Origin of the sequence: Deinococcus alpinitundrae (genome assembly GCF_009982895.1) — a bacterium.
Classification (GTDB): domain Bacteria; phylum Deinococcota; class Deinococci; order Deinococcales; family Deinococcaceae; genus Deinococcus; species Deinococcus alpinitundrae.
Map to the genome: position 1 here is coordinate 52,685 of NZ_WXZL01000018.1, position 21,149 is coordinate 73,833.

General features: G+C 67.2%; 25 protein-coding genes. 10 read left to right on the forward strand and 15 right to left on the reverse strand.

Going from position 1 to position 21,149, the window contains the following annotated elements:
• Positions 1 to 52 precede the first annotated feature (52 nt).
• From GUI70_RS15745 to GUI70_RS15755, 3 genes are all read right to left on the reverse strand, one after another.
• The gene (locus GUI70_RS15745) at positions 53 to 1,003 is read right to left on the reverse strand and encodes an electron transfer flavoprotein subunit alpha/FixB family protein (RefSeq protein ID WP_161883271.1); all 951 of its coding nucleotides are present in this window, start codon (positions 1,001 to 1,003) and stop codon (positions 53 to 55) included.
• A complete protein-coding gene (locus tag GUI70_RS15750) occupies positions 1,000 to 1,761 on the reverse strand; it encodes an electron transfer flavoprotein subunit beta/FixA family protein (protein WP_161883272.1) in 762 nt (253 codons plus the stop codon). Before GUI70_RS15750 ends, GUI70_RS15745 begins: the two co-directional genes overlap by 4 nt.
• 75 nt (positions 1,762 to 1,836) lie before the next feature.
• Positions 1,837 to 2,223 carry a GNAT family N-acetyltransferase gene (locus tag GUI70_RS15755; RefSeq protein WP_202630501.1) on the reverse strand — a complete coding sequence of 129 codons (387 nt, stop codon included), beginning with the start codon at positions 2,221 to 2,223 and terminating at the stop codon, positions 1,837 to 1,839.
• 79 nt (positions 2,224 to 2,302) lie between these two features.
• On the opposite strand from GUI70_RS15755, the gene GUI70_RS15760 reads away from it, so the two are divergent.
• Genes GUI70_RS15760 through GUI70_RS15770 form a run of 3 tightly spaced genes read left to right on the forward strand, consistent with a single transcriptional unit; the run spans position 2,303 to position 4,448 of the window.
• Positions 2,303 to 2,683 (forward strand): VOC family protein, encoded by a 381-nt coding sequence (locus GUI70_RS15760; protein WP_161883273.1) that lies wholly within the window; start codon positions 2,303 to 2,305, stop codon positions 2,681 to 2,683.
• A gap of 11 nt (positions 2,684 to 2,694) precedes the next feature.
• Positions 2,695 to 3,966 (forward strand): hydroxyacid-oxoacid transhydrogenase, encoded by a 1,272-nt coding sequence (locus tag GUI70_RS15765; RefSeq protein WP_161883274.1) that lies wholly within the window; start codon positions 2,695 to 2,697, stop codon positions 3,964 to 3,966.
• A gap of 23 nt (positions 3,967 to 3,989) precedes the next feature.
• Positions 3,990 to 4,448, forward strand: coding sequence for a DIP1984 family protein (locus GUI70_RS15770; RefSeq protein ID WP_161883275.1), 459 nt, complete (start codon positions 3,990 to 3,992; stop codon positions 4,446 to 4,448).
• Between the two features lie 272 nt (positions 4,449 to 4,720).
• Here the strand turns inward: GUI70_RS15770 and GUI70_RS15775 are convergent, their stop codons facing one another.
• Positions 4,721 to 5,035, reverse strand: coding sequence for a hypothetical protein (locus GUI70_RS15775; protein ID WP_161883276.1), 315 nt, complete (start codon positions 5,033 to 5,035; stop codon positions 4,721 to 4,723).
• A gap of 70 nt (positions 5,036 to 5,105) precedes the next feature.
• Between GUI70_RS15775 and cobA the strand changes: the two genes are divergently transcribed.
• Positions 5,106 to 6,617 (forward strand): uroporphyrinogen-III C-methyltransferase, encoded by a 1,512-nt coding sequence (gene cobA / locus GUI70_RS15780; RefSeq protein ID WP_161883277.1) that lies wholly within the window; start codon positions 5,106 to 5,108, stop codon positions 6,615 to 6,617.
• A 112-nt stretch (positions 6,618 to 6,729) separates the two neighbouring features.
• Here the strand turns inward: cobA and GUI70_RS15785 are convergent, their stop codons facing one another.
• Positions 6,730 to 7,092, reverse strand: coding sequence for a hypothetical protein (locus tag GUI70_RS15785; protein ID WP_161883278.1), 363 nt, complete (start codon positions 7,090 to 7,092; stop codon positions 6,730 to 6,732).
• 105 nt (positions 7,093 to 7,197) lie between these two features.
• On the reverse strand, positions 7,198 to 7,596 hold the full coding sequence (locus GUI70_RS15790; RefSeq protein ID WP_161883279.1) for a hypothetical protein: 399 nt from the start codon (positions 7,594 to 7,596) through the stop codon (positions 7,198 to 7,200).
• Here GUI70_RS15790 and GUI70_RS15795 point away from each other — a divergent pair.
• Complete coding sequence (locus GUI70_RS15795; protein WP_161883280.1) at positions 7,595 to 8,305, forward strand: ABC transporter ATP-binding protein; 711 nt, start codon at positions 7,595 to 7,597, stop codon at positions 8,303 to 8,305. The two genes, GUI70_RS15790 and GUI70_RS15795, sit on opposite strands and share 2 nt — an antisense overlap.
• 8 nt (positions 8,306 to 8,313) lie before the next feature.
• On the forward strand, positions 8,314 to 9,612 hold the full coding sequence (locus GUI70_RS15800) for a hypothetical protein (RefSeq protein ID WP_161883281.1): 1,299 nt from the start codon (positions 8,314 to 8,316) through the stop codon (positions 9,610 to 9,612).
• Positions 9,613 to 9,989: 377 nt separating this feature from the next.
• On the opposite strand, the gene scpA is transcribed toward GUI70_RS15800, so the two are convergent.
• Positions 9,990 to 12,146 carry a methylmalonyl-CoA mutase gene (gene scpA, locus GUI70_RS15805; RefSeq protein ID WP_161883282.1) on the reverse strand — a complete coding sequence of 719 codons (2,157 nt, stop codon included), beginning with the start codon at positions 12,144 to 12,146 and terminating at the stop codon, positions 9,990 to 9,992.
• Positions 12,147 to 12,301: 155 nt separating this feature from the next.
• On the opposite strand from scpA, the gene GUI70_RS15810 reads away from it, so the two are divergent.
• Positions 12,302 to 12,928, forward strand: coding sequence for a YbhB/YbcL family Raf kinase inhibitor-like protein (locus GUI70_RS15810; RefSeq protein WP_202630502.1), 627 nt, complete (start codon positions 12,302 to 12,304; stop codon positions 12,926 to 12,928).
• 46 nt (positions 12,929 to 12,974) lie between these two features.
• Here GUI70_RS15810 and GUI70_RS15815 read toward each other — a convergent pair whose 3' ends face one another.
• The gene (locus GUI70_RS15815; protein ID WP_161883283.1) at positions 12,975 to 13,577 is read right to left on the reverse strand and encodes a hypothetical protein; all 603 of its coding nucleotides are present in this window, start codon (positions 13,575 to 13,577) and stop codon (positions 12,975 to 12,977) included.
• Between the two features lie 98 nt (positions 13,578 to 13,675).
• Between GUI70_RS15815 and GUI70_RS15820 the strand changes: the two genes are divergently transcribed.
• On the forward strand, positions 13,676 to 14,098 hold the full coding sequence (locus GUI70_RS15820; protein ID WP_438503494.1) for a Fur family transcriptional regulator: 423 nt from the start codon (positions 13,676 to 13,678) through the stop codon (positions 14,096 to 14,098).
• A 110-nt stretch (positions 14,099 to 14,208) separates the two neighbouring features.
• Here GUI70_RS15820 and GUI70_RS15825 read toward each other — a convergent pair whose 3' ends face one another.
• The 7 genes from GUI70_RS15825 to GUI70_RS15855 all read right to left on the reverse strand — a co-directional run bounded on the left by GUI70_RS15825 (position 14,209) and on the right by GUI70_RS15855 (position 19,480).
• A complete protein-coding gene (locus tag GUI70_RS15825; RefSeq protein ID WP_161883284.1) occupies positions 14,209 to 14,949 on the reverse strand; it encodes a MerR family transcriptional regulator in 741 nt (246 codons plus the stop codon).
• A gap of 107 nt (positions 14,950 to 15,056) precedes the next feature.
• Positions 15,057 to 15,506, reverse strand: a complete 450-nt coding sequence (locus GUI70_RS15830; protein ID WP_161883285.1) for a DUF4174 domain-containing protein — start codon at positions 15,504 to 15,506, stop codon at positions 15,057 to 15,059.
• 72 nt (positions 15,507 to 15,578) lie between these two features.
• Positions 15,579 to 16,625: a GNAT family N-acetyltransferase gene (locus tag GUI70_RS15835; protein ID WP_161883286.1), complete on the reverse strand. Its 1,047-nt coding sequence runs from the start codon at positions 16,623 to 16,625 to the stop codon at positions 15,579 to 15,581.
• 12 nt (positions 16,626 to 16,637) lie between these two features.
• Entirely contained in the window at positions 16,638 to 17,024 is a 387-nt protein-coding gene (locus GUI70_RS15840) for a barstar family protein (protein ID WP_161883287.1), read from the reverse strand.
• Positions 17,021 to 17,470: a guanyl-specific ribonuclease gene (locus GUI70_RS15845; protein WP_161883288.1), complete on the reverse strand. Its 450-nt coding sequence runs from the start codon at positions 17,468 to 17,470 to the stop codon at positions 17,021 to 17,023. Before GUI70_RS15845 ends, GUI70_RS15840 begins: the two co-directional genes overlap by 4 nt.
• Positions 17,471 to 17,501: 31 nt before the next feature.
• Entirely contained in the window at positions 17,502 to 18,563 is a 1,062-nt protein-coding gene (locus GUI70_RS15850) for an alpha/beta hydrolase family protein (protein ID WP_161883289.1), read from the reverse strand.
• Between the two features lie 41 nt (positions 18,564 to 18,604).
• The gene (locus tag GUI70_RS15855) at positions 18,605 to 19,480 is read right to left on the reverse strand and encodes an alpha/beta hydrolase family protein (protein ID WP_161883310.1); all 876 of its coding nucleotides are present in this window, start codon (positions 19,478 to 19,480) and stop codon (positions 18,605 to 18,607) included.
• 379 nt (positions 19,481 to 19,859) lie between these two features.
• Between GUI70_RS15855 and GUI70_RS15860 the strand changes: the two genes are divergently transcribed.
• Both GUI70_RS15860 and GUI70_RS15865 read left to right on the forward strand, forming a co-directional pair.
• Entirely contained in the window at positions 19,860 to 20,051 is a 192-nt protein-coding gene (locus GUI70_RS15860; protein WP_161883290.1) for a hypothetical protein, read from the forward strand.
• 155 nt (positions 20,052 to 20,206) lie between these two features.
• Positions 20,207 to 21,079 (forward strand): ferritin-like domain-containing protein, encoded by an 873-nt coding sequence (locus tag GUI70_RS15865; RefSeq protein ID WP_161883291.1) that lies wholly within the window; start codon positions 20,207 to 20,209, stop codon positions 21,077 to 21,079.
• Positions 21,080 to 21,149 lie beyond the last annotated feature (70 nt).

The following is a 21,149-nucleotide window of genomic DNA, read 5'->3' on the forward strand; positions in this document are numbered from 1 at the left end:
GAAAGGGACGCCCAGCACAAATCCGGGCGTCCCTTTCTCTGGAATCGGTGCCTCAGCGCTTGCTGGCCTCGATCAATGCGGGCACGATCTCGTTCACGTCACCCACGATGCCGTAGTCGGCCACCTTGAAGATCGGCGCTTCAGCATCCTTGTTGATCGCCACGATGTACTTGCTCTTGCCCATGCCCGAGAGGTGCTGCACCGCGCCCGAGACGCCCAGGGCAATGTAGGCCCCCGGCTGCACGGTCTTGCCGGTCTGGCCCACCTGCTCGGCGTAGGGCCGCCAGCCCGCGTCCACCACGGCCCGCGTCGCACCCACACCCGCGCCGAGGTTGTCGGCCAGCGGCTCCACGTACTTGCCGAAGTTCTCGGCGTTGCCCACCCCGCGCCCGCCGGTCACGATGATGTCGGCCTCGGCCAGCGCCACCCGGCTCGACTTTTCGACGTTTCTGCCGGTCACGCTCACGCGGCTTTCGGGCAGTTCCAGGTCCACATCGTACTGCTCGCCGGGCTGAGCAGCGGGGGCAGCGGCGGCAAACGAGCCGGGCTTGGCACTCACGACGATAACCGGCCCCTGGGCTTCCACCGTCTCGGTGACGCGGGCCAGGTAGGTGTAGCGCTGCGCCTGGAGGCCCTCACCGCTGCCGCTGAGCGAGATCACGTCTTCGAGGTACGGCGCGTCGAGCTTGACGGCCACGCGCGGCGCGTACTCGCGCCCCGAGCGGCTCCCCCCGACAATGACGGTATGCGCCTCACCCTCCTGGGCGATCTGGGCGGCGGCAGCGGCCCAGGTCTCGGCGTTGTAGGTCGAGAGTGCGGCGCTGTCGGCCACCAGTACCTGATCGGCGACGGCGGCGGCCTCGGTCGCCACGCCCGCCACGTTCTGCCCCAGCACCAGCACCGTGACGGGCCCCTCGCGGCCCGTTTGCCGCGCCGCCGTGACCATTTCCAGGGTAGACTTGGCGAGCTTGCCGCCCGAGTATTCCGCAACGATAAGAATCACTTGATCACCTTCGCTTCGTTTCTGAGCAGGTCGATGAGTTGCGCCGCCGCCGCCTGGGGGTCCTTGCCGTCGATGATCTTGTTCAGGCGGGCGCGGGTCTGAATTTCCGCGCCGACGAATTTGACCCTGGACTGCGCACCGTAGGTCGCCAGATCGTCCTTGCGGAGTTCTTTTTTCTTGGCCTTCATGATGTTGGGCAGCGTCGGGTAACGCGGCTCGTTGAGGCCCTGCTGGGTAGTCACGACGGCGGGCAAGCTGGCCTCGAAGCTCTCGTTGCCCTCGTCCACGTCGTGGCGGCCAGTAAGCTTGTCGCCGTCGAGCTTAAGTTCATTGGTCCAGGTGAGCTGCGGCCAGCCGAGGCGCTCGGCAGTGGCGGCTCCCAGCGCCTGCGAGTCCCAGTCGGCTTCCTGCCCGCCCACCAGAATCAGATCGGTCTGCTCGGTCTGGGCCAGCTGGGCCACCACCTGGCTGAGCGACACGGCATCGAGCCGCTCGTCGGTTTCCACGTGCACCGCCCGGTCCGCACCCATCGCCAGGGCAGTTCTGAGGGCGTCCTCGTTGCGCTTGGGGCCAATCGCCAGCGCGACGATCTCCTCGACGCCCGCACCGCTCTCGCGCAGCCGCAGGGCTTCCTCCACGCCGTACTCGTCCATTCCGTCCATCACGACGGTGGTGCCGTCCAGGTCGACGGCGTTACCGCTCAGCCGCACGCGGGCCTCGGCGTCCGGCACCTGCCGGATCAGGGTCAGAATTTTCATGGTGCCTCCTTGGTGTTCTCGCTCATTCTCGCAAATTAGACTGGGTCCAAGTTTAGCAGTTCGTGCGGACTTCTCTCAAGCCAGCCGCATCAGGCCTGCCTCGGTCGCCTGGAAACCGCAGGCACGGTAAAAGCCCGTCAGGTGGGCTTCGAAGTCCACGTGGAGCCAGTGCATCCCGCGCTCACGGGCTTCTTCGGCGGCGCGGCCCACCAGTTCGCGGCCCAGGCCCCGGCGTTGGTACTCAGGATGCGCGGTGGGATCGAGCAGAAAAGCGTGAACGCCGCCGTCCCAGGCCACATTGACGAAGCCGACGAGCCGGGCAGCGTCGTAGGCGCAGACAAAGAGCAGGCTGTGGTCCAGCCGCTTGAGATTGTCCGGCCCCGGCTCGCCCCAGGCCGCTGCGACCAGGGCTCGGTACGCGGCGAGATCCGGCAATTCGGCAACGGTGAAGTGGATGTCCACAGCTGCTTAGCCTACACTCAGCGCAACGCGCTCCGCCGTCAGGCAGCTTGAGACGGTGGGTTCAGCGCCGGGGTCAGTCATGGGCATCACCTTCAACCACGCGATCATCGCCGCGCAGGACCGTCAGCTTTCCGCCGTGTTCTTCGCTCATTTGTTCGGCCTGCCGGAGCCGACAAGCTGGGGACAGTTCGTCTCGGTGGCGCTCAGCGAGGGCGTCCATTTGCAGTTTGCCGAAGCGGGGGGAGACATCCAGCCCCAGCACTGGGCCTTTCTGGTGGACGACGCCACGTTCGACGCCATTTACGGGCGCATTCTCGGGAGCGACCTGCCTCACTGGGCCGACCCGCAAATGCAGTTGCCGGGTCAGTTCAACACCAACCACGGCGGGCGGGGCGTCTATTTTCTTGATCCCTCCGGGCACGGCCTGGAAATCATCACCCGGCCCTATAGTTCAGCTTAGACTGCTCCTTAATGACAACCCAAGCCTTGGAAACGGTCTTCACGATGGAGGCCACCCCGGTCAAGTTCGGGCGCGGCGCGGCGCATGAAGCGGGCTGGGAAGCTGCCCGGCTGGGCATGCGGCGGGTCTTGCTCGTCACCGACGCGCAGGTGGCGGCCCTGGGCCTCTCAGAAAACGTGGCCGCGCAGTTGAGGGTGGCGGGCATAGAGGTCAGCGTCTTCGACCGCAGCCGGGTGGAACCCACTCTGGAGTCCTTGCAGGAAGCGGTCGTCTTTGCCCGCGCGTACGGCCCCGACGGATTCGTGTCGCTGGGCGGCGGCAGCAGCATCGACACCGCCAAGGTCGCCAATCTGCTGCTGAGTCACGGCGGCGAGGTGATGGACTACGTGAACCCGCCGATTGGCGCGGGGCGCAAGCCCGCCGGTCCGCTGCTGCCCCACCTGGCCATTCCGACCACGCCGGGCAGCGGCTCGGAAGCCACCACCGTCGCGGTGCTGGATTTGCCGGCGCTGAAGGTCAAGACGGGCATCTCGCACCGTTACCTGCGGCCCGCTCAGGCCATCGTCGATCCGGAACTGACCCGCAGCGCCCCGAGCGCCGTCATCGCCTCGGCGGGGCTGGACGTGGTGTGCCACGCCGCCGAGAGCTACCTCAGCCGCCCGTTCGGGACCCGCCCGAAGCCCGCCACGCCCGACGAGCGCCCGCCCTACCAGGGCAGCAACCCGGTGGCCGACGTGTGGTCGGCGCAGGCGATCCGCTTCGGCGGCGAGTTCCTGCGCCGGGCCGTCGCGGACGCAGACGACCTGGAAGCGCGCGGGATGATGATGCTGGCGGCCACGATGGCGGGCGTGGGCTTCGGCTCGGCAGGGGTGCATATTCCGCACTCGTGCGCCTACCCCATCGCAGGCTTGAAGCACGACTACCGGGCCGAGGGCTACCCCAGCGCCTTTATTCCACACGGCTTCTCGGTGATCGTCACCGCGCCCGCCGCCTTCCGCTTCACCTTCGACGCCCTGCCGGAGCGCCACTTGCAGGTGGCCGAATGGCTGACCGGCGGCAAGCTGGAAAACCCCGGCCCCGACAGCCTGCCGAATGCTTTAATTGACCTGATGCGGGGCGTGGGCGCGCCCAGCGGCCTGAGCGAACTCGGCTACACTGAGCAAGACCTGCCCGCGCTGGTGGCCGGAGCCGTCAAGCAGCAGCGCTTGCTGGCGGTGGCCCCCAAGCCGCCCACCGAAGCGGATCTGGAAACGATCTTGCGGGCGAGCTTCGAGAACTGGTGAGCGGGAGCCGCTAAACTCCGGAAATGAAACTGGCCGAGGCCCTGATCGAACGCGCCGACTTGCAAAAACGCGCCGCGCAACTTCAGCAGCGCATTCAGCTCAATGCCCGCAGCCAGGAGGGCGAGCCGCCCAGCGAGGACCCTGTGGCCCTGCTGGCCGAACTGAATGGGATCTTTGACCGGCTCGACGATCTGATTCCCCGCCTGCACCGCAGCAATGCCGCCGCCCGGCTGGATGAATCGCGCACGCTCACCGACGCCCTGGCGCACCGGGAGGTGCTGGACCTGCGGCTGGCCGCGCAGCGCAGCGCTACCGAGGCGGCCAGCACATCGCAGGTTCGCTCGACCCGCAGCGAGTTGCGCTGGGTGTCGCACCTGCCGGTGCGTGAGCTTCAGGCCCGAACCGACCGCCTGGCCCGCGAGCGCCGCGAACTCGAAGCCGAGATTCAGCAGGCCAACTGGCAGCACGATTTGCTAGAGTAGGCCTGCTGCGGCCCTGCCTGGGCGAGCGCCAACCCGCCTGCGGGTCAAGCAGGCACCGGGGTACGCTGGGGCGGCGTAGGAGGGTTCAACTCCCTCATTACTTTTTTGCCCAGCACCTTTACACCAGTACCGCGCACCGTTTCTTCTTACTTCCACGGCGCTGACAGCAGGTTCGGCAGCACGGCGCAGGCCACCCTCCTTCCCCGGAATGGGTGGCCTGCTCTGTCTTGGCATCCGCGCCTGGCGGTGCTGGCCGCGCCCAGAAAAATGTCCTACTTCCCAGCGAAGGGCCGGAACATGTCGTGCTGGCCGTACCAAGCGTGGTGGGCGTCATGGTCGATGGCAAACAGCCGGGCCAGCACGCGGGCATCCTCGTCGGTGATGTCACGCACGGTGAACTCGTCCAGGTAATCGTCCACGCTGGTAAAAGTGCGGTCTTCCCCGTTCACACGCACGTGCAGGTGCAGATTGCCTGCAATGGCACTGTCGTCGAAGCGGCGGCTGAGCGTGTCGCGCCAGCGGCTGAAATCATGTGCGCCCATCACCACGAAGCCCTGGCCCTGGTAGTCGATCAACTTGTAGTTCATGGCCTGAGGGTAAACCCTGTACTTAAAGCCTGGCCCACATGTCCCCCGCCCGACCCGTTACCCTGCGTTCATGAATTCTTCGCGTGCCTTCGTCTCGCTGATCGGCGCTGGACCTGGCGATCCGGGCCTGCTCACCCTGCGCGGCCAGGCGGCCCTACAGAGTGCCGACGTGGTGCTGTTCGATTACCTCGCCAACCCCGAACTGCTGCGGCACGCACCGCAGGCCCGCACCATCTACGTGGGCAAGAAGGGCTTCTCCGAGTACATCAGCCAGGAACAGATCAACGCTTTGATCGTCGAGCAGGCGCAGATGAACGGCGGGCAGCGGGTGGCGCGGCTCAAGGGCGGCGACGTGTTCGTGTTTGGGCGCGGCTCCGAGGAAGCCCAGGCCTGCGTGGACGCGGGAATTCCCTTCGAGATCGTGCCGGGCATCAGCAGCGCCATCGCCGCCCCGGCCTACGCGGGCATTCCAGTGACGCACCGGGGCGACGCCCGCAGCTTCGCGGTGCTGACCGGCAACACCAAAGAGGGCAGCGCCCACTATGAGCGCCTCAGCGGCGTCGATACGCTGGTCTTGCTGATGGGGGTGCGCAACCTCGCCGAGATCGCCGCCGACTTGATCGCGGCGGGCCGCAGTGTCGACACGCCCGCCGCCACCATTCAGTGGGGCACCACGCCGCAGCAGCGGGTCGCGTCCGGCACGCTCGGCACCATCGCCGCCGAGGTCGAGCGTGCGGGCCTGGAAGCGCCCGCCGTGACGGTGGTGGGCGAGGTGGCCCGCCTCCGATCTCAGCTGAAGTGGTTCGAGAGTCCTGCTGAACTCGGCCATCCCTTGCTGGGCAAGCAGGTGGCCGTCACCCGCACCCGTGACGGCTCCAGCGGTCTGTCGGACCTGCTGCGGGCCAGGGGAGCCAACGTGCTGGAAGTGCCGCTGATCCGCTTCGAGGCCACCGGGGAGCCGGACGCCCTGCACGCCCGGCTGCGCGACCTCGGCGGCGTGGACTGGCTGCTGCTGAGCAGCAATCAGGCGGTGACGGCGCTGTTTACCGAGTTGGACACCCTGAAGCTGGACGCCCGTGCACTGGGCGGCATCCGGCTGGGGGCCGTGGGGCCGAGCACCGCCCGCAGCTTGCAGGAGCGCGGGCTGCGGGCCGACTTCGTGCCGAGCACCCCCGGCGCGCGGCACCTGGGCACCGAACTGCCTGCCCAGCCAGGCGACACGGTGCTGCACCTGACCAGCCAGCTGGCCGAAACCGAGCTGGAGGAAGCGCTGGAGGCACGCGGCCTGCGCTACCAGCGCGCCGAACTCTACCGCACCCTGCCTGCCGGGCCGGGCGAGAACGAACTCGAGCGCCTCAAGGCCGCCGACGTGGTGACGCTGGCGTCTGGCAGCGCGGCGCGGCACCTGGCCGACCTGGCCGGAACCGATTTCAGCGTGGCGGCAATGGGACCACAAACCGCCGACGCCGCACGCGCCGCAGGCTTCGAGCGGATCTGGCTGGCGACCTCGCCCAGCCTGGAAGCGCTGGTGGAGGCGGCGGCAGCAGCCGTGCGCGCCGGAGCACCTCGCGAAACTCTGTAGACAGCGAAAAGGCGGGCGCATCCATCTGGGATGCGCCCGCCCTGCCTTATCCTGCCCGCTTTGCTGAAATCCTGTTTGCTGAACTTCAGCGGCTGTATTTACGCAGCTGGATTCACGCGGCGCGGCGGCGAACCACGCCCAGCGACGTGACGCCCTGCTGGTGCAGCGCGGCGCTCAACTCGGCCAGCGTGGCGGCAGCACTCTGGGGGTGGGCCTGCAAGGTGGCGTCGCCCAGCCGGGCCTGGGGCCACAGGCGCAGCGTCCAGCCGTCCACCTGGGGCAGGGCGCGGCCCTCGGGCAATACGACTTCCATCAGCACATCTTCGGTGATTGCTGAAGGCGCGGCCACGACCGAAGCGGCGGCAGGCTGAATAGACGGGGTGGAAGTGGCGTGGGTGATGATCGAGCGGCGGCCAAAGCGGGGCAGGGTGAAGGTCATGCAGCCATAATGCACCCGCGCCGGGACGGCGTCCATCGGGTTTGTGTGCGGCTGACGCTTAGTCTATCGGGAGTTCCGATGGTGTGGTCCGTCCAAGCGGTCACAGCCTGAGAAGACGGCTCAGCTCGGCCTTCCTGCTCTTCAGCACCGGGCTCCCGGCGGCGCGGCCCTGATGTAACTTTTGAGCGGCGTGGTGAACCCGCTGCGGCGATAGCCAGTTTCGCGGATCAACTGCCCGCGTGCGTCGTAGGCGGCCCGCGCGTCGAGCATCTGCCCCGCGAAGCCGCTCCAGGTAACGCTGATGCCGGTCAGCCGTCCAGCGCGGTCGTAGCTCTGGCGCACCCGCAAACTATTGTCGGGAATGTTCTGGCCGTATTCGAGGAAGCGCACCTTGCCAGCAGCGTCGGTGGTGAGGCGCAGCTCGCCCACGGTGCAGGACCTGAAGGCGGCGGGCCGGGCGGTGCTGATGGGCGTCCTGACCACGGTGGCGGCGGCGTGCGGCAGGAGAGCGGCCAGGAACAGGAGACTCAGGTGGTTCATGAAGCGGAATACGGTCTGGAGAGCGGCGAAGTTGCGGCGCGGCGCGTTGTCCCGGTTTCTTTCCGGGCGACTCTGCCATACTTGCCGGGTGCTGATTGCCCGCAACCTTTCCGTGACCCTGGGGGCCGCCCGCGTGCTGCACGACGTTGACCTCGACGTCAAGGCGGGGCAGCTCCTGCACCTGACCGGCGGCAACGGCGCAGGCAAAACCACCTTGCTGCGGGTGCTGTGCGGCTTGATCGCCAGTTCCGGCAGCGTCAAGGTGCAGGGCCATCCGCCGCGCAGCGTGGCGGGCCGCGCCGCGCTGGCCTTCGTGCCCGACGAGGCCGAACTCTACGATGACCTCACCATCGCCGAGCACGCCCAGTTCGCCGCGCTGGCCTACGCCGCGCCGCTCGAAGACCTCCACACCGCCCTCAACGCCTTCGGACTGGGCCACCGGCTCGATCAGTTTCCGGCAGAGCTGTCACGCGGGACCCGTCAGAAAGTGGGTCTGGCGGTGGCGCTGGGCCTCAAGCGGCCCCTGACCCTGCTCGATGAACCGTTCGGCACGCTCGACACCGATTCGCGCCAGGTGCTGCGTGACAGCCTGAGTGCCCTGGCCGCCGATGGCCGCAGCGCCGTGCTGACCACCCACGGCGGCGAGCTGGCGCAGATGAAGGGTGTGCGTCAGGTCGCGGTGGGCGCGCTGCAAGGAACCAGCCGCTGAACGGCACGTTGCAGTACCTCTACCTGATCTCGCTGGGGCGCGGCTGGCTCAACTGGTGGGGCTGGATGCGCCGCTCCGGCACGGTGGTGCTGGCCCTCTACGGCGGCACCTTCGCAGTACTGGTGCTGATCAGCATTCGCCAGTCGCTACCGCCGCCGCACCTGCCGGTCTGGGTGCTGGCGGGCGTCGCTGTGGCCGCGCTGCTGAGCGGCAGCCTGGGCCGCTGGCCGCCGTTCTGGCTCGACCGCCGCGAGGTCGCGCTGCTGCTGACGCCGCTGCCCACCCGTCAGACGCTGGTGTGGCCACTGCTGCGGGCGGTGGCTCCCGGCGTGGGCGTCGCGCTGCTGCTGGGCGTTTTTTTGCTGATTTTCTCGCAGGGCTGGCAACCGCTGCTGCTGCTGCCAGCCCTGATGCTGGCCCGCCCGCTGCTCGGCTGGCTGACTTACCTGGCCCGCCAGACCCCGCGCTCGGCGGCTCCAGTGTGGGCGCTGTCGCTGCTGCCCGCGCTGGGCTCTTTCGGCTGGACAGCGCTGGGCCTGAGCGTGTTAGCGGTGCTGGTCCTTGGCGCAGCGCTGGGCTGGCCGCCGCTGAGGCACCCACCCGCCCGGCTGGCCCAGCACGCCCAGACCCTGTGGCTGTGGCGACTGCGCCGCAAGTACAAACTGCCGAAAACTCCGCTGCGCATGGAGCAGGCCCGGCCCGCCCGTCGCCCCCTGCGTCCGTTTCCGGCCACCTGGGGTGCGGCAGGGGCGATGCTGTGGCGCACCAGCTTGCAGATTCGTACCTCACCCGAAGTGGTGCTGCTGGGCGCGGCTGCTCTGGCAGGCGTGCTGATCGGTTTCTCGCTGCCGCTTCACCTGCCCGCGCTGGTGCTGGCTGGAGCGCTGACCCTGGGGGCCGAGCCGCTGACCCGCTCGCTGGGCAGCCCGGCTAACGTCACCTGGCCGGTGTCGCGGGGAGCAGCCTGGCTGGGGCAGGTGCTGCCGGGGGGCATCCTCGGCGGCGGGTTGGCGGCCCTGGCAGTGCTGATCGGGATGGTGGTGCTGCACGCATCGGTGCTGACCGGCACTTCGCTGGTGCTGGTCGCGCTGCTGCTCCCGATTTCAGCACTCAGCCTCACCGCCCTGCTGACGCGCTGGACCGGCAGCACGTCCGTGGAGGTCCGCATCGGCAGCGCCGCCGGGGTGGCCATTTTGACGGCGGGTCTATGGGCCGTGCTGCCGCCTGCCCTGCTGGGCGTGATGCCGCTGTCGCTGCTGGGCCTGACCCTGCTGACCTGGGGACTGAGCAGCGTGGAACTGGGCTGAGAGCAAACGTGGGTTGAAGGAAAAGGAGCCGCCTGAAGATCGTTCAGGCGGTTTTCGTGTGGCGCTGGCTTTCAGCTTTTGCGGTTGCTGCTCCACCCCCAGCAGGCGGCCTCATGAGCGTCCGTTCCGCCCAAGAAGTCCCCCAACCCAGTGGGCTGGATAGCAGGTCGCTGCGCTCAGCATGGAGCCTCCCGCATTCCGGGCGGATACCCACAACAGCTTTCAGACTGTTGGGCAGTCACGAATTGGGCACTGTGCAAAAGACCTGCCGATAACTTCGGAGATGGAGGGCTGTGATTGACTTCAGTGAAAGAGCATGGTGACAGCTTTCCTTTCCTCCTCGGCGCTGGATAAAGTGGTCAAGACACCAGACACCCTTAGGTCAACGGAGGAGTATTGCGCCCACGCAGCAGCCCCAGTACTTCTCGCGCCGACTGCAAGATCGGCGTGCCGGGGCCGAAGATGCCCGCCACCCCGGCTGAGCGCAAAGCCGCGTAGTCCTGCTGCGGAATCACGCCGCCCGCGATCACCAGGATGTCATCCGCGCCCTCGGCCCGGAGTGCGGCGATCAGGCCCGGGATCAGGGTCTGGTGGCCCGCCGCCTGGCTGGAAACGCCGACCACGTGCACGTCGTTCTCGATGGCCTGGCGGGCGGCCTCCTGGGGCGTCTGAAACAGCGGCCCCACGTCCACATCGAAGCCCAGATCGGCGAAGCCGGTGGCGATCACCTTCGCGCCCCGGTCATGGCCGTCTTGCCCCAGCTTGACCACCAGCATCCGGGGGCGGCGGCCCTCGGCCTCGGCAAAAGCCTCGATCTCGCCCTGCAAGGCCGCGAAGCCCTCGTCGTGCTCGAACCCCTGGGCGTAGACGCCGCTGAGGGTGCGCACCTCGGCGCTGTGGCGGCCCCAGACCCCTTCCAGCACCACCGACAGTTCACCCACCGTGGCCCGCGCCCGCATCGCCTCCACACTGAGGGCCAGCAGATTGCCCTCACCGCTGCGGGCGCCCTCAGCCAGCGCATTCAGCGTCCGCTCCACCGCCGCCAGATCGCGCCCAGCCTTGACCTGTTCCAGACGGCGCAACTGGGCCTCCCGCACACTGTCGTTGTCGATTTGCAGCACGTCGACCACCGTCGGCTGGCTCGGCTGGTACTTGTTGACACCCACGATCACGTCCTCGCCCCTATCGATGCGCCCCTGCTTGCGGGCCGCCGATTCCTCGATTCGGAGTTTGGGCAGGCCCGAGGCCACCGCCTTGGTCATGCCGCCGAGTTCCTCGACCTCGGCGATCAGCTTGCGCACTTCAGCCGCCAGATCGGCGGTCAGGCGCTCCATCAGGTAGCTACCGCCCCAGGGATCGACGACCTTGGGAATCCCGCTTTCCTCCTGAATGATCAGCTGGGTATTGCGGGCGATGCGCGCTGAGAAGTCGGTGGGCAGCCCGATGGCCTCATCGAACGAGTTGGTGTGCAGGCTCTGGGTGCCGCCGAACACCGCCGCCAGCGCCTCGACGGCGGTGCGAACGACGTTGTTGTAGGGGTCTTGCTCAGTCAGCGACCAGCCGGAGGTCTGACAGTGGGTGCGCAGGGCACTGCTGAGCGGATTTTGCGGCTCGAAGGGAGCCAACAGCTCGGCCCACAGCAGCCGGGCGGCCCGCAACTTGGCGATCTCGGTGTAGAAGTCCATGCCGATGGCGAAGAAGAACGACAGCCGGGGCGCAAACTCGTCGATACCCAGGCCCTTGCCGAGCGCGGCCCGCACGTATTCCAGACCGTCAGCCAGGGTGTAGGCCAGCTCCAGCGCGGCGTTGGCTCCAGCTTCCTGAAGGTGGTAGCCGGAAATCGAGATGGAGTTAAAGCGCGGCATCTGGCGGGCCGTGAACTCGATGATGTCGGCCACGATTTTCATGCTCGGCTCGGGTGGGTAAATATAGGTGTTGCGGACCATGAATTCTTTGAGGATGTCGTTCTGGATGGTGCCGGACAGCTCGGCCAGCGACGCGCCCTGCTCCTCCCCGGCCACGATGAAGGCCGCCAGAATCGGCAGCACCGCCCCGTTCATGGTCATCGACACCGACATCTCGGAGAGCGGAATGCCGTCGAAGAGAATCTTCATGTCCTCGACCGAGTCGATGGCCACGCCCGCCTTGCCCACGTCCCCGGTCACGCGCGGGTGGTCAGAGTCGTAGCCCCGGTGGGTCGCCAGATCGAAGGCCACGCTGAGGCCCTTTTGCCCGGCGGCCAGGTTGCGGCGGTAAAAGGCGTTGCTCTCCTCGGCGGTCGAGAAGCCCGCGTACTGGCGAATGGTCCAGGGGCGGGCCGCGTACATGGTGGCGCGAGGGCCGCGCGTGTAGGGCGGCAGGCCTGGCAAACCCGCATCGAGATCGGCGGTGTCGGCGGCGGTATAGAGGGCCTTGAGCGTCAGGCCTTCGGGGGTCGAGCGGTTGAGCGTCTCGGGATCAGCGCCGCGCAGGTCTTTGCGGGCGAGCGCTTCCCATTCGTTGAGCCGGGAAGCGGGCTTGAGCGCGTCGGTCATGGGTTCTCCTTGTTTACGAGCATGATAGCGGCCCGCCCCAAGCGACTTCGGTAAGCCACCGGACCTGAAAAGCGAACTTCTAAATATTGCGTGAAGAGAACAGCTCCACATCGAAGCTTCGGAAGGCCCAAAGTGAGACGGAACGGAGGTCCACTATGAACAGGTTGATGCAAGGAACACTGCTGCTCGGCGGCCTGGCACTGGCGAGTTGTGCGCCCACCCAGACGATGGGCAGCGCGGGCATGATGCGCGAGGCTCAGGGCCGCCTGAGCGTGGCCCAGCCCGCACCCGGCGTCGGCGCGGGCACGCTGACACTCAGCAGCGCCCAGTTTCGCGACGGCGGCACCGTACCGATGGAGCAGGTCGGCAGCGGCGGGTGCACCGGCATGAACATCTCCCCAGCCCTGAGCTGGAGCGGCGCGCCTGCCGGGACCCTCAGCTACGTGCTGACCACCTACGACCCCGACGCGCCCACCGGCAGCGGCTTCTGGCACTGGGTGGTCTACAACATCCCTGCCAGCGCGACCAGTCTCGACAAGGGCGCGGGGTCCGGCACCTTCAACCTGCCCGCCGGAACGATGCAGGGCAACAACGACGGTGGCACACCCGGCTACACCGGCCCCTGCCCGCCTGCTGGCCCGCCGCACCATTACATCTTCACCCTCTACGCCCTCAACAAGACGCTCGACCTGCCCGCCGGCGCGTCGGCGGCCTACGTCGGCTTTAATCTCAACGGCGCGACGCTCGCCAAGACGAGTATTTCCGCAACCTACGGACGCTGAACCCCGGTCAGCCAAGCACAGGCAACCCGCTCCAGCCCAGGCCCGTCTATTGCAGACGGCACCCCTGGGCCACTGTTTTGCCGTGAAAGATCAGCGTCCCCAGCTGGCCCCCGGTCGACCAGGTCCACTCGCTGTTCTGGTATTGGTCCCCGCTGACCGAGCGGGTTCGGGGCAGCCAGCCAGCGATGTCGGGGCGCTGCCCAGGCTGAAACGAGGTTACAGCCACCGCTTCCGGAAACGGCACGACGGCCAGGCTGACAGCGTTCGAGCAGTGGTAATTCTGAACGCTCCCAGGAACCAGCGCCGCGTCTTGTGAAGTGGCCCTGCGGCAGATCAGCAGCACGGCCTGGCCCAGCGTCAGCCTGTAACTCTGATGTGCACCCGCCTTCCAGAGGACCTGCCCATTTGAAGACACTTCCCCACGCCGGGTGAGCCGCAGGGCGCTGCCCACCTGCTCAGTCGCCACAGTTGAGCCGTCCTGGCAGACGAACACGCCGTCCGGATCGCCCGCAGAGAAGTTCATGACCATGACTGGCACACTGCGCGGCCCCGGCACTGGCGGCCGCGCACCGGCTCCGCCTGCCTGGACTGCGCCGAGACCCAGCCCGAACACCAGGACCCAGAACACCGACCTCCAGAACCGCTGCATGGCTGGCAGTCTAGCCCGGCATTCCGGCCCAGCGGTCCAGCCCGCCGCCTGCGCCCTGGCTCGCAATCCGGCGCGGCCCATTTGCTACCCTGAACTGTATGAGCACTGCCGTCCCCCCTGCTTCCCTCCCTGTGCCGCGTCCCAAGGACACCCGCCAGCGCGAGGTGATCAGTCGCCTGCTCAGCGCCGCCGAGGGACCGTTGAGCGTGCCGGAACTGCACGGCCGGGCGCTGAGCGAGCTGCCCAGCCTGGGCGTCGCCACCGTCTACCGCACGCTCAAGCTGTTGCAGGAGCAGGGTGCGGCCCACATCGTCACGCTCGACGGCGAAAACCTGTACGAGGCCAGCGGGCGCGGCCACCACCATCACTTTTCGTGCCGAACGTGCGGGCGGGTCTTTACCCTGAGCACCTGCCCGCTAGCATTGCCGCCCGGCACCGTCTACCCCGGCGGCTTTGTCGTGGAGGCCCACGAGGTCACGCTCTACGGCCAGTGCCCAGCCTGCGCGGCGACCAAAGACTGACGCAAAACGTCACAGGGCCGGGGAAGCCAGGGAGAAATCTTCTCTCCCTGGCTTCCCCGGCCCTTCGGTGTTCACCGCGTTTGTCCTTCGCGGGCGCAGTGGCGGAATCTCTAGGACTTCATCGCCTGCGAGATGTAGTCCCACATCGCCTGCATCTCCGGCGGCATGCGGCGCTGGTAAGCGGTGTTGAGATTGGCCTTGATGTCCTGGCGGCCCCCGGTAAATTCCGCCACCAGGCCCTGCCAGCGCTCGGCCAGCGCCTTGACTTTGGGGTCCTGCGGATCGGTGCCGCGCTCCATTTCGACGAGCACCGCCGCCATCAGTTCGGGCCAGGCGTTTTCGACTTCTCCGATGCGCTCCCGCCCGACGGTCTCGGCGCGCTCCTTGAGATAAGCCGTCTGCTCGGCGTCGAGGGGGTCGTCGCTCCGGTCGCCCACGCTGCGGGCCACGTCCATCATCTGATCCACTTTCTGCTTGATGTCTTCGGTCATTCTGATCACCTCTAGAAGTTCGGCCCCGCTCATCTGCTGCAAGTCCTTGAGCTGGCGCAACCTGCCCAGCAAGCGGGTGTGTTCGGAGAGCTGACGCTCGATCAACTGGATGTGGCGCTCGATAATCCGCTCCGGCGACTGCTGCGGGTCGTCGAGCAGACCGCGAATGTCGCTGAGGTTCAGGCCCAGCGCCTTGAGGCTCTGAATCTGGAGCAACCGGGCCAGGTCCGTCTGGGAGTACAGCCGGTGCTCGGCCTCGGTGCGCTGGCTGGGCCGGAGCAGACCCACCGCGTCGTAATGGCGCAGCGTCCGGATGGTCAGCCCGGTGGCCCGTGCGAGTTCACCGATCTTGAGTTTCACCTGTGTTGCCTCCCAAACTGAGCTTAGAACCTCACGTTACGTCAGGTGCAAGCCCCCCCCGGCCAGATGGGTGGGAAGATGGTTGGGCCGTTGCCCTGGCGATGCGCTCAGCGCCCGCGCTCCCGGCGCTCCTGCTGGCGCATCGGCATGCTGTCAATCGTGCCCAGCACTGCGCCGAGCGCTGGCGGCGCGGCGTAGCGGGCCTTGACGCCCGTGTCCTTGCCGATCAGAGCGGCGGGACCATACTGGGCGGCCACGCTGCCGCCGGGGTCGGCCAGCAGGGTCAGCATCAGCGTCCGTGGTCCGTCGAAGCGGGCGTCGCCGGGCGGCAGCAGCGCCACCACCCGCAGATCACGCACCTGAAGCGCCGCATCCTGCCGCCGCACCTCAGCCAGATACGCCGCCGAGGGGCTGGACACGATCAGCAGGCGCTCGCGGCCCAGGTGGGCTTGCAGCGACCAGCTTTTGCCCGCCGCGTCGCTGAGCACGAAGGCGGGCGAGGCCGCCGTCAGGCCGGAAACGGCCGCCGTCAACAGCACGGTCTTGAGTGGAGTCATCTGCTCAGCTTGAGGCCTGGGGAGGGAGCGGCCCGTCAGTCCGGCCACACTTCGGCAAGCTGAAGCCAGCGCTCAGCCGAGCAGGGAAGCGCGCAGGGCATCCACCTCCAGTTGCCAGTCGGTGTGGGTCGTGTAGGGCTGGAAGCCCAGGGCATGGTTGATGCTGAGCATGCCCAAGTTGTCCGGGGTGTTTCCGGCGCGGACGAAGCGGGCCTGCGGATTGGCGCTGGGCAGGGCGCGCAGATTGGCCGCCTTGATCCAGCGGCCCAGCGAGTGACGGCGGTGCTCAGGGTGCACGGCGGTGGCGTGCTGAAAGGCAAGCGTGGGGCGTCCAGCGTCCCAGAACAGTTCGCTGAAGGCCACCAGCCGCCCACTCGGGCGGTGCTCGGCAAAGCTGGTCAGGCGCTGGGCGGCGCGGGCAAACATGGCCGTCTCCTCGGTGCGGAGCTGCTCGGGCGTCGTCTGTATATCCTCGGGGTCGCGCTCACCGCTCGGCGCAGTGTTCATCACGCTGTGCAGACGGGCGATCTCGGCCAGGCGTTCCGCCGGGTACGCGCCCAGGTTCTGCCACACCCGGTACTCGGCGCTGACCTCCGCCTCGGCCAGCCAGTTCGTGAGCTGCTGTGGTTGCAGTGCGGCAAGATCGAGCTGCAAGAACTGCTGCTCCATCATCAACCTGGCTCCCAGGCGGCGCAGCACCACTTCACCGGCAGGCAGGCGGCTATCGGCGGTGGTCAGGACAGTGCGGCGGCCCGAGTGAGCGGCGTACTCGGCGGCGGCGCGCATCAGTCGTTTGCCCAGGCCGCGTCTGCGGTAGGGAGCAATCACCCCCAGGTTGACCGACACCGTGTGGGTGTGATGGTCCCGCGGCAGACTCAGGCTGGCACTGGCCGCCACCGTATCGCCGTCCCACAAAACAAAAGTACAGCGCTCAGCTGCAGCATCCGGATGCCGCCAGCCCGCGATCAGGGCCGCCTCGTCAAGCGGCGGGTCTTCGGGCATCCGCTCGGCGCGCATGGTTTCGTGGAACCTCGCGGCGGCGCGCAGGGTGGCGTCTGGGGCGGCAGCAGGGTCAAATTGCTCCAGGCGGAGGGTGGCAGCTGGGTCAGGGCTGGACATCCGTTCTTCTCCTTAGCTCTCGCTCTCTGGCAAATCCGAGAGTAGCCACAGCGCCTTGCCCGCACCCGCCAGAGCCTTCTGGGCGTCGAGCAACACTTGCTGGAGTTCGGCAGCCAGCCGGGCATGGCGGCGCTCGAAGTCGGGGTAGTCGCACAGCACCAGCGCCAGACGCTGCGGGGCCGTGTCGGGGTCGCTCAGCACGTCGTAGAGGGCGTCCCAGTTGCGCCCGAAGGTCGCACTCAGGGCCAGGTCGTTGGCGAAGGCCAGCATCAGGTCGTTCTTGTCCTGCACGGCGCTGAGCGTCACCTCGCGCAGCCGCACCTGCGCGCCTGCCGCCACCAGACGCGGCTCGGCGGGCGCGGGCTGGATGCCCTGCGGGAGATCGTCGAACACGCTCACGGGGCGATCTTCTTGAAGCTGGCGTAGTGGTCGGCGGTGTAGTAGCACCCGGCGGCGCTGCGAAGCGGCGGGCCGCAGACGATCCGCCGCGCGCCCCGGTCGGATGCGCCGGGCGTGGGCACGGTGTACTCGTGGTAAGTGCCACTCGGTTTGATCGGCAGCAGTCTCTCGCGGTTGCCGAACACCACGCCGTCGCGGCTGGACGAAGAGGGACCGCCGCTCACGATCAGCCTGAGGGTGCGCTGGCCCTCCGGCGGCAGATCGGCGCGAGCGATGGTGGGCAGGCCGCCCGCCGGGGTGCTGGCGCGGGGTCGGGCTGAAGATTTCGGGGAGGTGGTTGAGGTGGATTGGGTGGTCTGGGCTTGGGTGGCCGTTCCCGACTTGGCGGGAGGGGAGCAGGCCACCAAGAGCAAGGCCAGCCCCAGCGGCAGGAGACGTGCGGACATGCCGCTCAGGATAGCGGCCCGCACTGGACGCTCACAGGTTCTTCTTGAAGAACGTCACGCTGCGACTAAGCGCCACTCTCAGGTTGCCGCTGAGGTTGTGGTTGTCGCCGGGATACTTGTACGCGGTGAAGTTTTGCTGGGCGGCCCGCAAATCATTGGCGAAATCCACCTGGAAGCTGTACGGCACGTCCTCGTCCGCCGTGCCCTGCTGCAATTCGATGGGCCGCCCCCTGAGGCCTTGCAGCGAAGCGTTCGGGCTGAGCGCCCGCAGAAAGCGCTGGTTCAGGCCGTCGAGGGTCGGGGTCGGCTGACCGGAGGGCGGGTGCCACTGCGTCGCCAGGATGTCGTAGCTGGCGACGACCCCGGCCCATAGCGAGGCGGCTTTGAAGTCACTCTCGACCAGCATGGCCCGCAAACTGAGTTGCCCGCCCATGCTGTGGCCCCAGAGGCCCAGCCGCCCAGCATTGACCCGCCTGTCCTTTTTGAGACTGGCGGCAGCGTTGAGCACGTCCACGGTGTAGCCGGGGTCGTTGTAGCCGCCCGTGGCCTCACCCTCGCTGCTGCCGTGCCCCCGGTAATCGCTCTTCAGGGTCACGAATCCGGCCCTGGCAAAAGCGTCCTGGTAGGCCACGTAGCGCTCAGTGGTGCGGTACTTTTCCGGAGGAATATAGCCGTGGTTGAACACGATGGCGGGCCAGCCTCGTGTCGGCGGCGTTCCATTGGGCACCGTCAGCAGCGCGAAAATCTTCAGGCCGTCCGATTGGTAGCTCACCACCTGCCGGGAATAATTGACGCCCGCACCCAGCGTCCGCACCACCGTCAGGGCGCTGCCGGGATACGTGCGCGCCCGCAGAGCCGCCAGGCTGATCGGCTGCCGGTCCACCACCGCCCGAATCGCCGCGTCGGTGATGGTGCCGAGGGGCGTCGTCTCGACGACGTTCGGGGGCGCAGCAGCGGGGGCAGTTGAGGGTTCAGGCGCGCTGACCTGCTCCTCTCGCCAGGGCGTGGCAAACGGCAAGCGCTCGGGCTGGCTGTAGGCAACGTAACCCGCGCCGCCGATGAGCAGCAGGGCCAGATTGAGCAGGCGTCTCACTGTTTCGGCCTCATGGCTACGCCCTGCTCATAGGTTGTGCCTCACAGATTCTTCTTGAAAAAGGCCACGCTGCGGCTGAGCGCCGTGCCGAGATTGCCGCTGAGGTTGTGGTTGTCGCCGGGGTAGACGTAGCTCGCGGCAGTCTTGCCCACCGCCTTGAGCTGCCCCACCAGAATCGAGTGAAAGGCGGGCGGCACTTCCTCGTCGGCTGAACCGATGTGCAGTTCCAGCGGGCCGCTGAGGTCCTTGAGGTAAGTGTTGGCGCTCAGCGCCTGCCAGAAGGTGGGGTTACTGGCGGGCGTGCCGTATTTGTCCACTGCCGTTTTGCGCAGGTTGAGCACCCGCTGGGGAATGCTGGCGGGCGCTTTGTGGGGCCAACGGTTCATCAGGTCGTCGTAGTTGGCGACCACCCCGCCCCAGATGACCCCGGCCTTGATGCCAGGGTCGATAACCATCGCCCGCAGCGTCAGAAAGCCGCCCATACTGTGGCCCCACATCCCGATGCGCCCGGCGTTGACCCGCTTGTCGCGCTTGAAGCTGCCGAGCGCGTTCATCACGTCATCGGTGTAGCCCGGCGCGTAGTAACCGCACAGCGCCACGCCTTCAGAGCTGCCGTGCCCCCGGTAGTCACTCTTGAGGGTCACGAATCCGGCGCGGGCGAAGGCGTCCTGATACGCCACGTAGCGCTCGGTGGTGCGGTACACGTTCGGCGGAATGTAGCCGTGGTTGAACACGACGGCGGGCCAGCCTCCTTTCGGCGGCGTGCCTGCGGGCACCGTCAGCAGCGCGTGAATGCTCAGGCCGTCGGACTGGTACGAGACCACCTGGCGCGAATAGTTGACACCCGCCCGGAGCGTTTGCAGCACCTTCAAGGCACTGCCGGGATACGTCTTCTTGCGCGCGGCGGCGATGTTCATATCGGCAATGTCGGCTTTGGCAACGGCGGCGGCGAAGGCCGCATCCGACTGTGCCCCGGCCTGAGACGAGGCGACCTGAAGGGTCAGCAGGGCGAGCAGCGGCAGCGCCCAGGTTGTCCGCGCCGGATTCATTGCTTTGAGCTTCATCTGTTCAGGCTAAAGGCGGGTGGCGATCCGGAAAGCGGCGGGGCAAACGTTCCCATACGCCCTAGGGCTTGGGACTTGACCCATCCGCTGCTCAAAAACCCACTGACTGAAGTGACCTGGTACGGATGCAGTCTTGAGCAGGCCTTGAGCCAGGCTGGGCCGGGCCGCGACCACGCTTAGACTGAGCGGACCACTTCAATGTTTGAGTTCGATGTTCAAGGAGGCCAGCATCATGGACGACAAGACCAGCAGCAAGCCGACCCCGGACCCACGTCACCCACACGGCGGCGATAAGGACACCAACGATCTGCATGACATCAAGGACGTGCAGAAGACCGGCATGCAGGAAAAAGCCCGTCAGGTGGACGACCTGCCCGCCGACGTGACCGGGGCCGACCAGAACCTGCCGCGCCAGAACCGCTGAGCGAAATGGTAGAGGCGAAGCTGCGCCAGTTTTATTAAGTTCTCGTGAACATCCAAGTCTGCTCACGTCCGCATACAACCTCTCAAAGAAGCCACCCCGACACGCGTTTACTACGGCATGTGAGCGGCGGTGGGGACTTTCACAGGAGGAAGGACATGAGCGAAATGAATCGTCGGGAAGCGCTGGGCACCTTGGGTAAACTCGGTTTGGGCGCAGCGGCGCTGGGTCTAGGCGGCAGCGCCCTGGCCGTGCCGGCCAAGAACATTGACGGCGACGTGCTGAACTTCGCCCTGAACCTGGAGTACCTGGAAGCGGCGTTTTACTGCGCCGCCGTGGGCCGCCTCAGCGAACTGCGCGCCATTGGCGGCTCGGCTCCGATTGCGCTGCCTGCCAACCTTCCGGCAACCGGCATGCAGTTCAAGGACAGCAACATCCAGGCGTTCGTCAACTCGATCGCAGACGATGAGCTGACCCACGTCAAGTTCCTGTATGGCGCGCTGGGCAAGGGAGCCGTTGCGCGTCCCCTGCTCGACCTGTCCTCCGCCTTCGACGCAGCGGGCCAGGCGGCTTCGGGTGGAGCCATCAAGGGCTTTAACCCCTACACCAACGAGCTGTTCTTCCTGCACGGCGCGTTCATCTTCGAGGACGTGGGCGTCACCGCCTACAACGGCGCGGCCACCCTGCTGACCAACCCCGCCTACCTTCAGGCGGCGGCGGGCATCCTGGCGTCCGAGGCCTACCACGCGGGCAGCATCCGCACCTTCCTGTACCAGAGTAAAGACGTCGTGGCCGCTGCGGGCCTGACCGTCGAGCAGATCGTGGGGGCCATCAGTGCCCTGCGCGCCAAGGTCGGCGGCGGCAAGGACGCGGGCCTGACCATGAACGGCAAGGCTGTGCTGGTACCGGACGACGCCTCGGGCGGCGCTTACGCCCGCACCACCCGCGAGATTCTCAACATCGTCTACCTGGCTCCCGATGCCCACAAGGGCGGCTTCTACCCGCAGGGCCTCAACGGCGCGATCAAGTAATCCCTGGACGGTGTGGGGGCAAGGACCGGCCCACACTTCCTGAACATTCTCGTTTGGTCGAAAAAGCGCC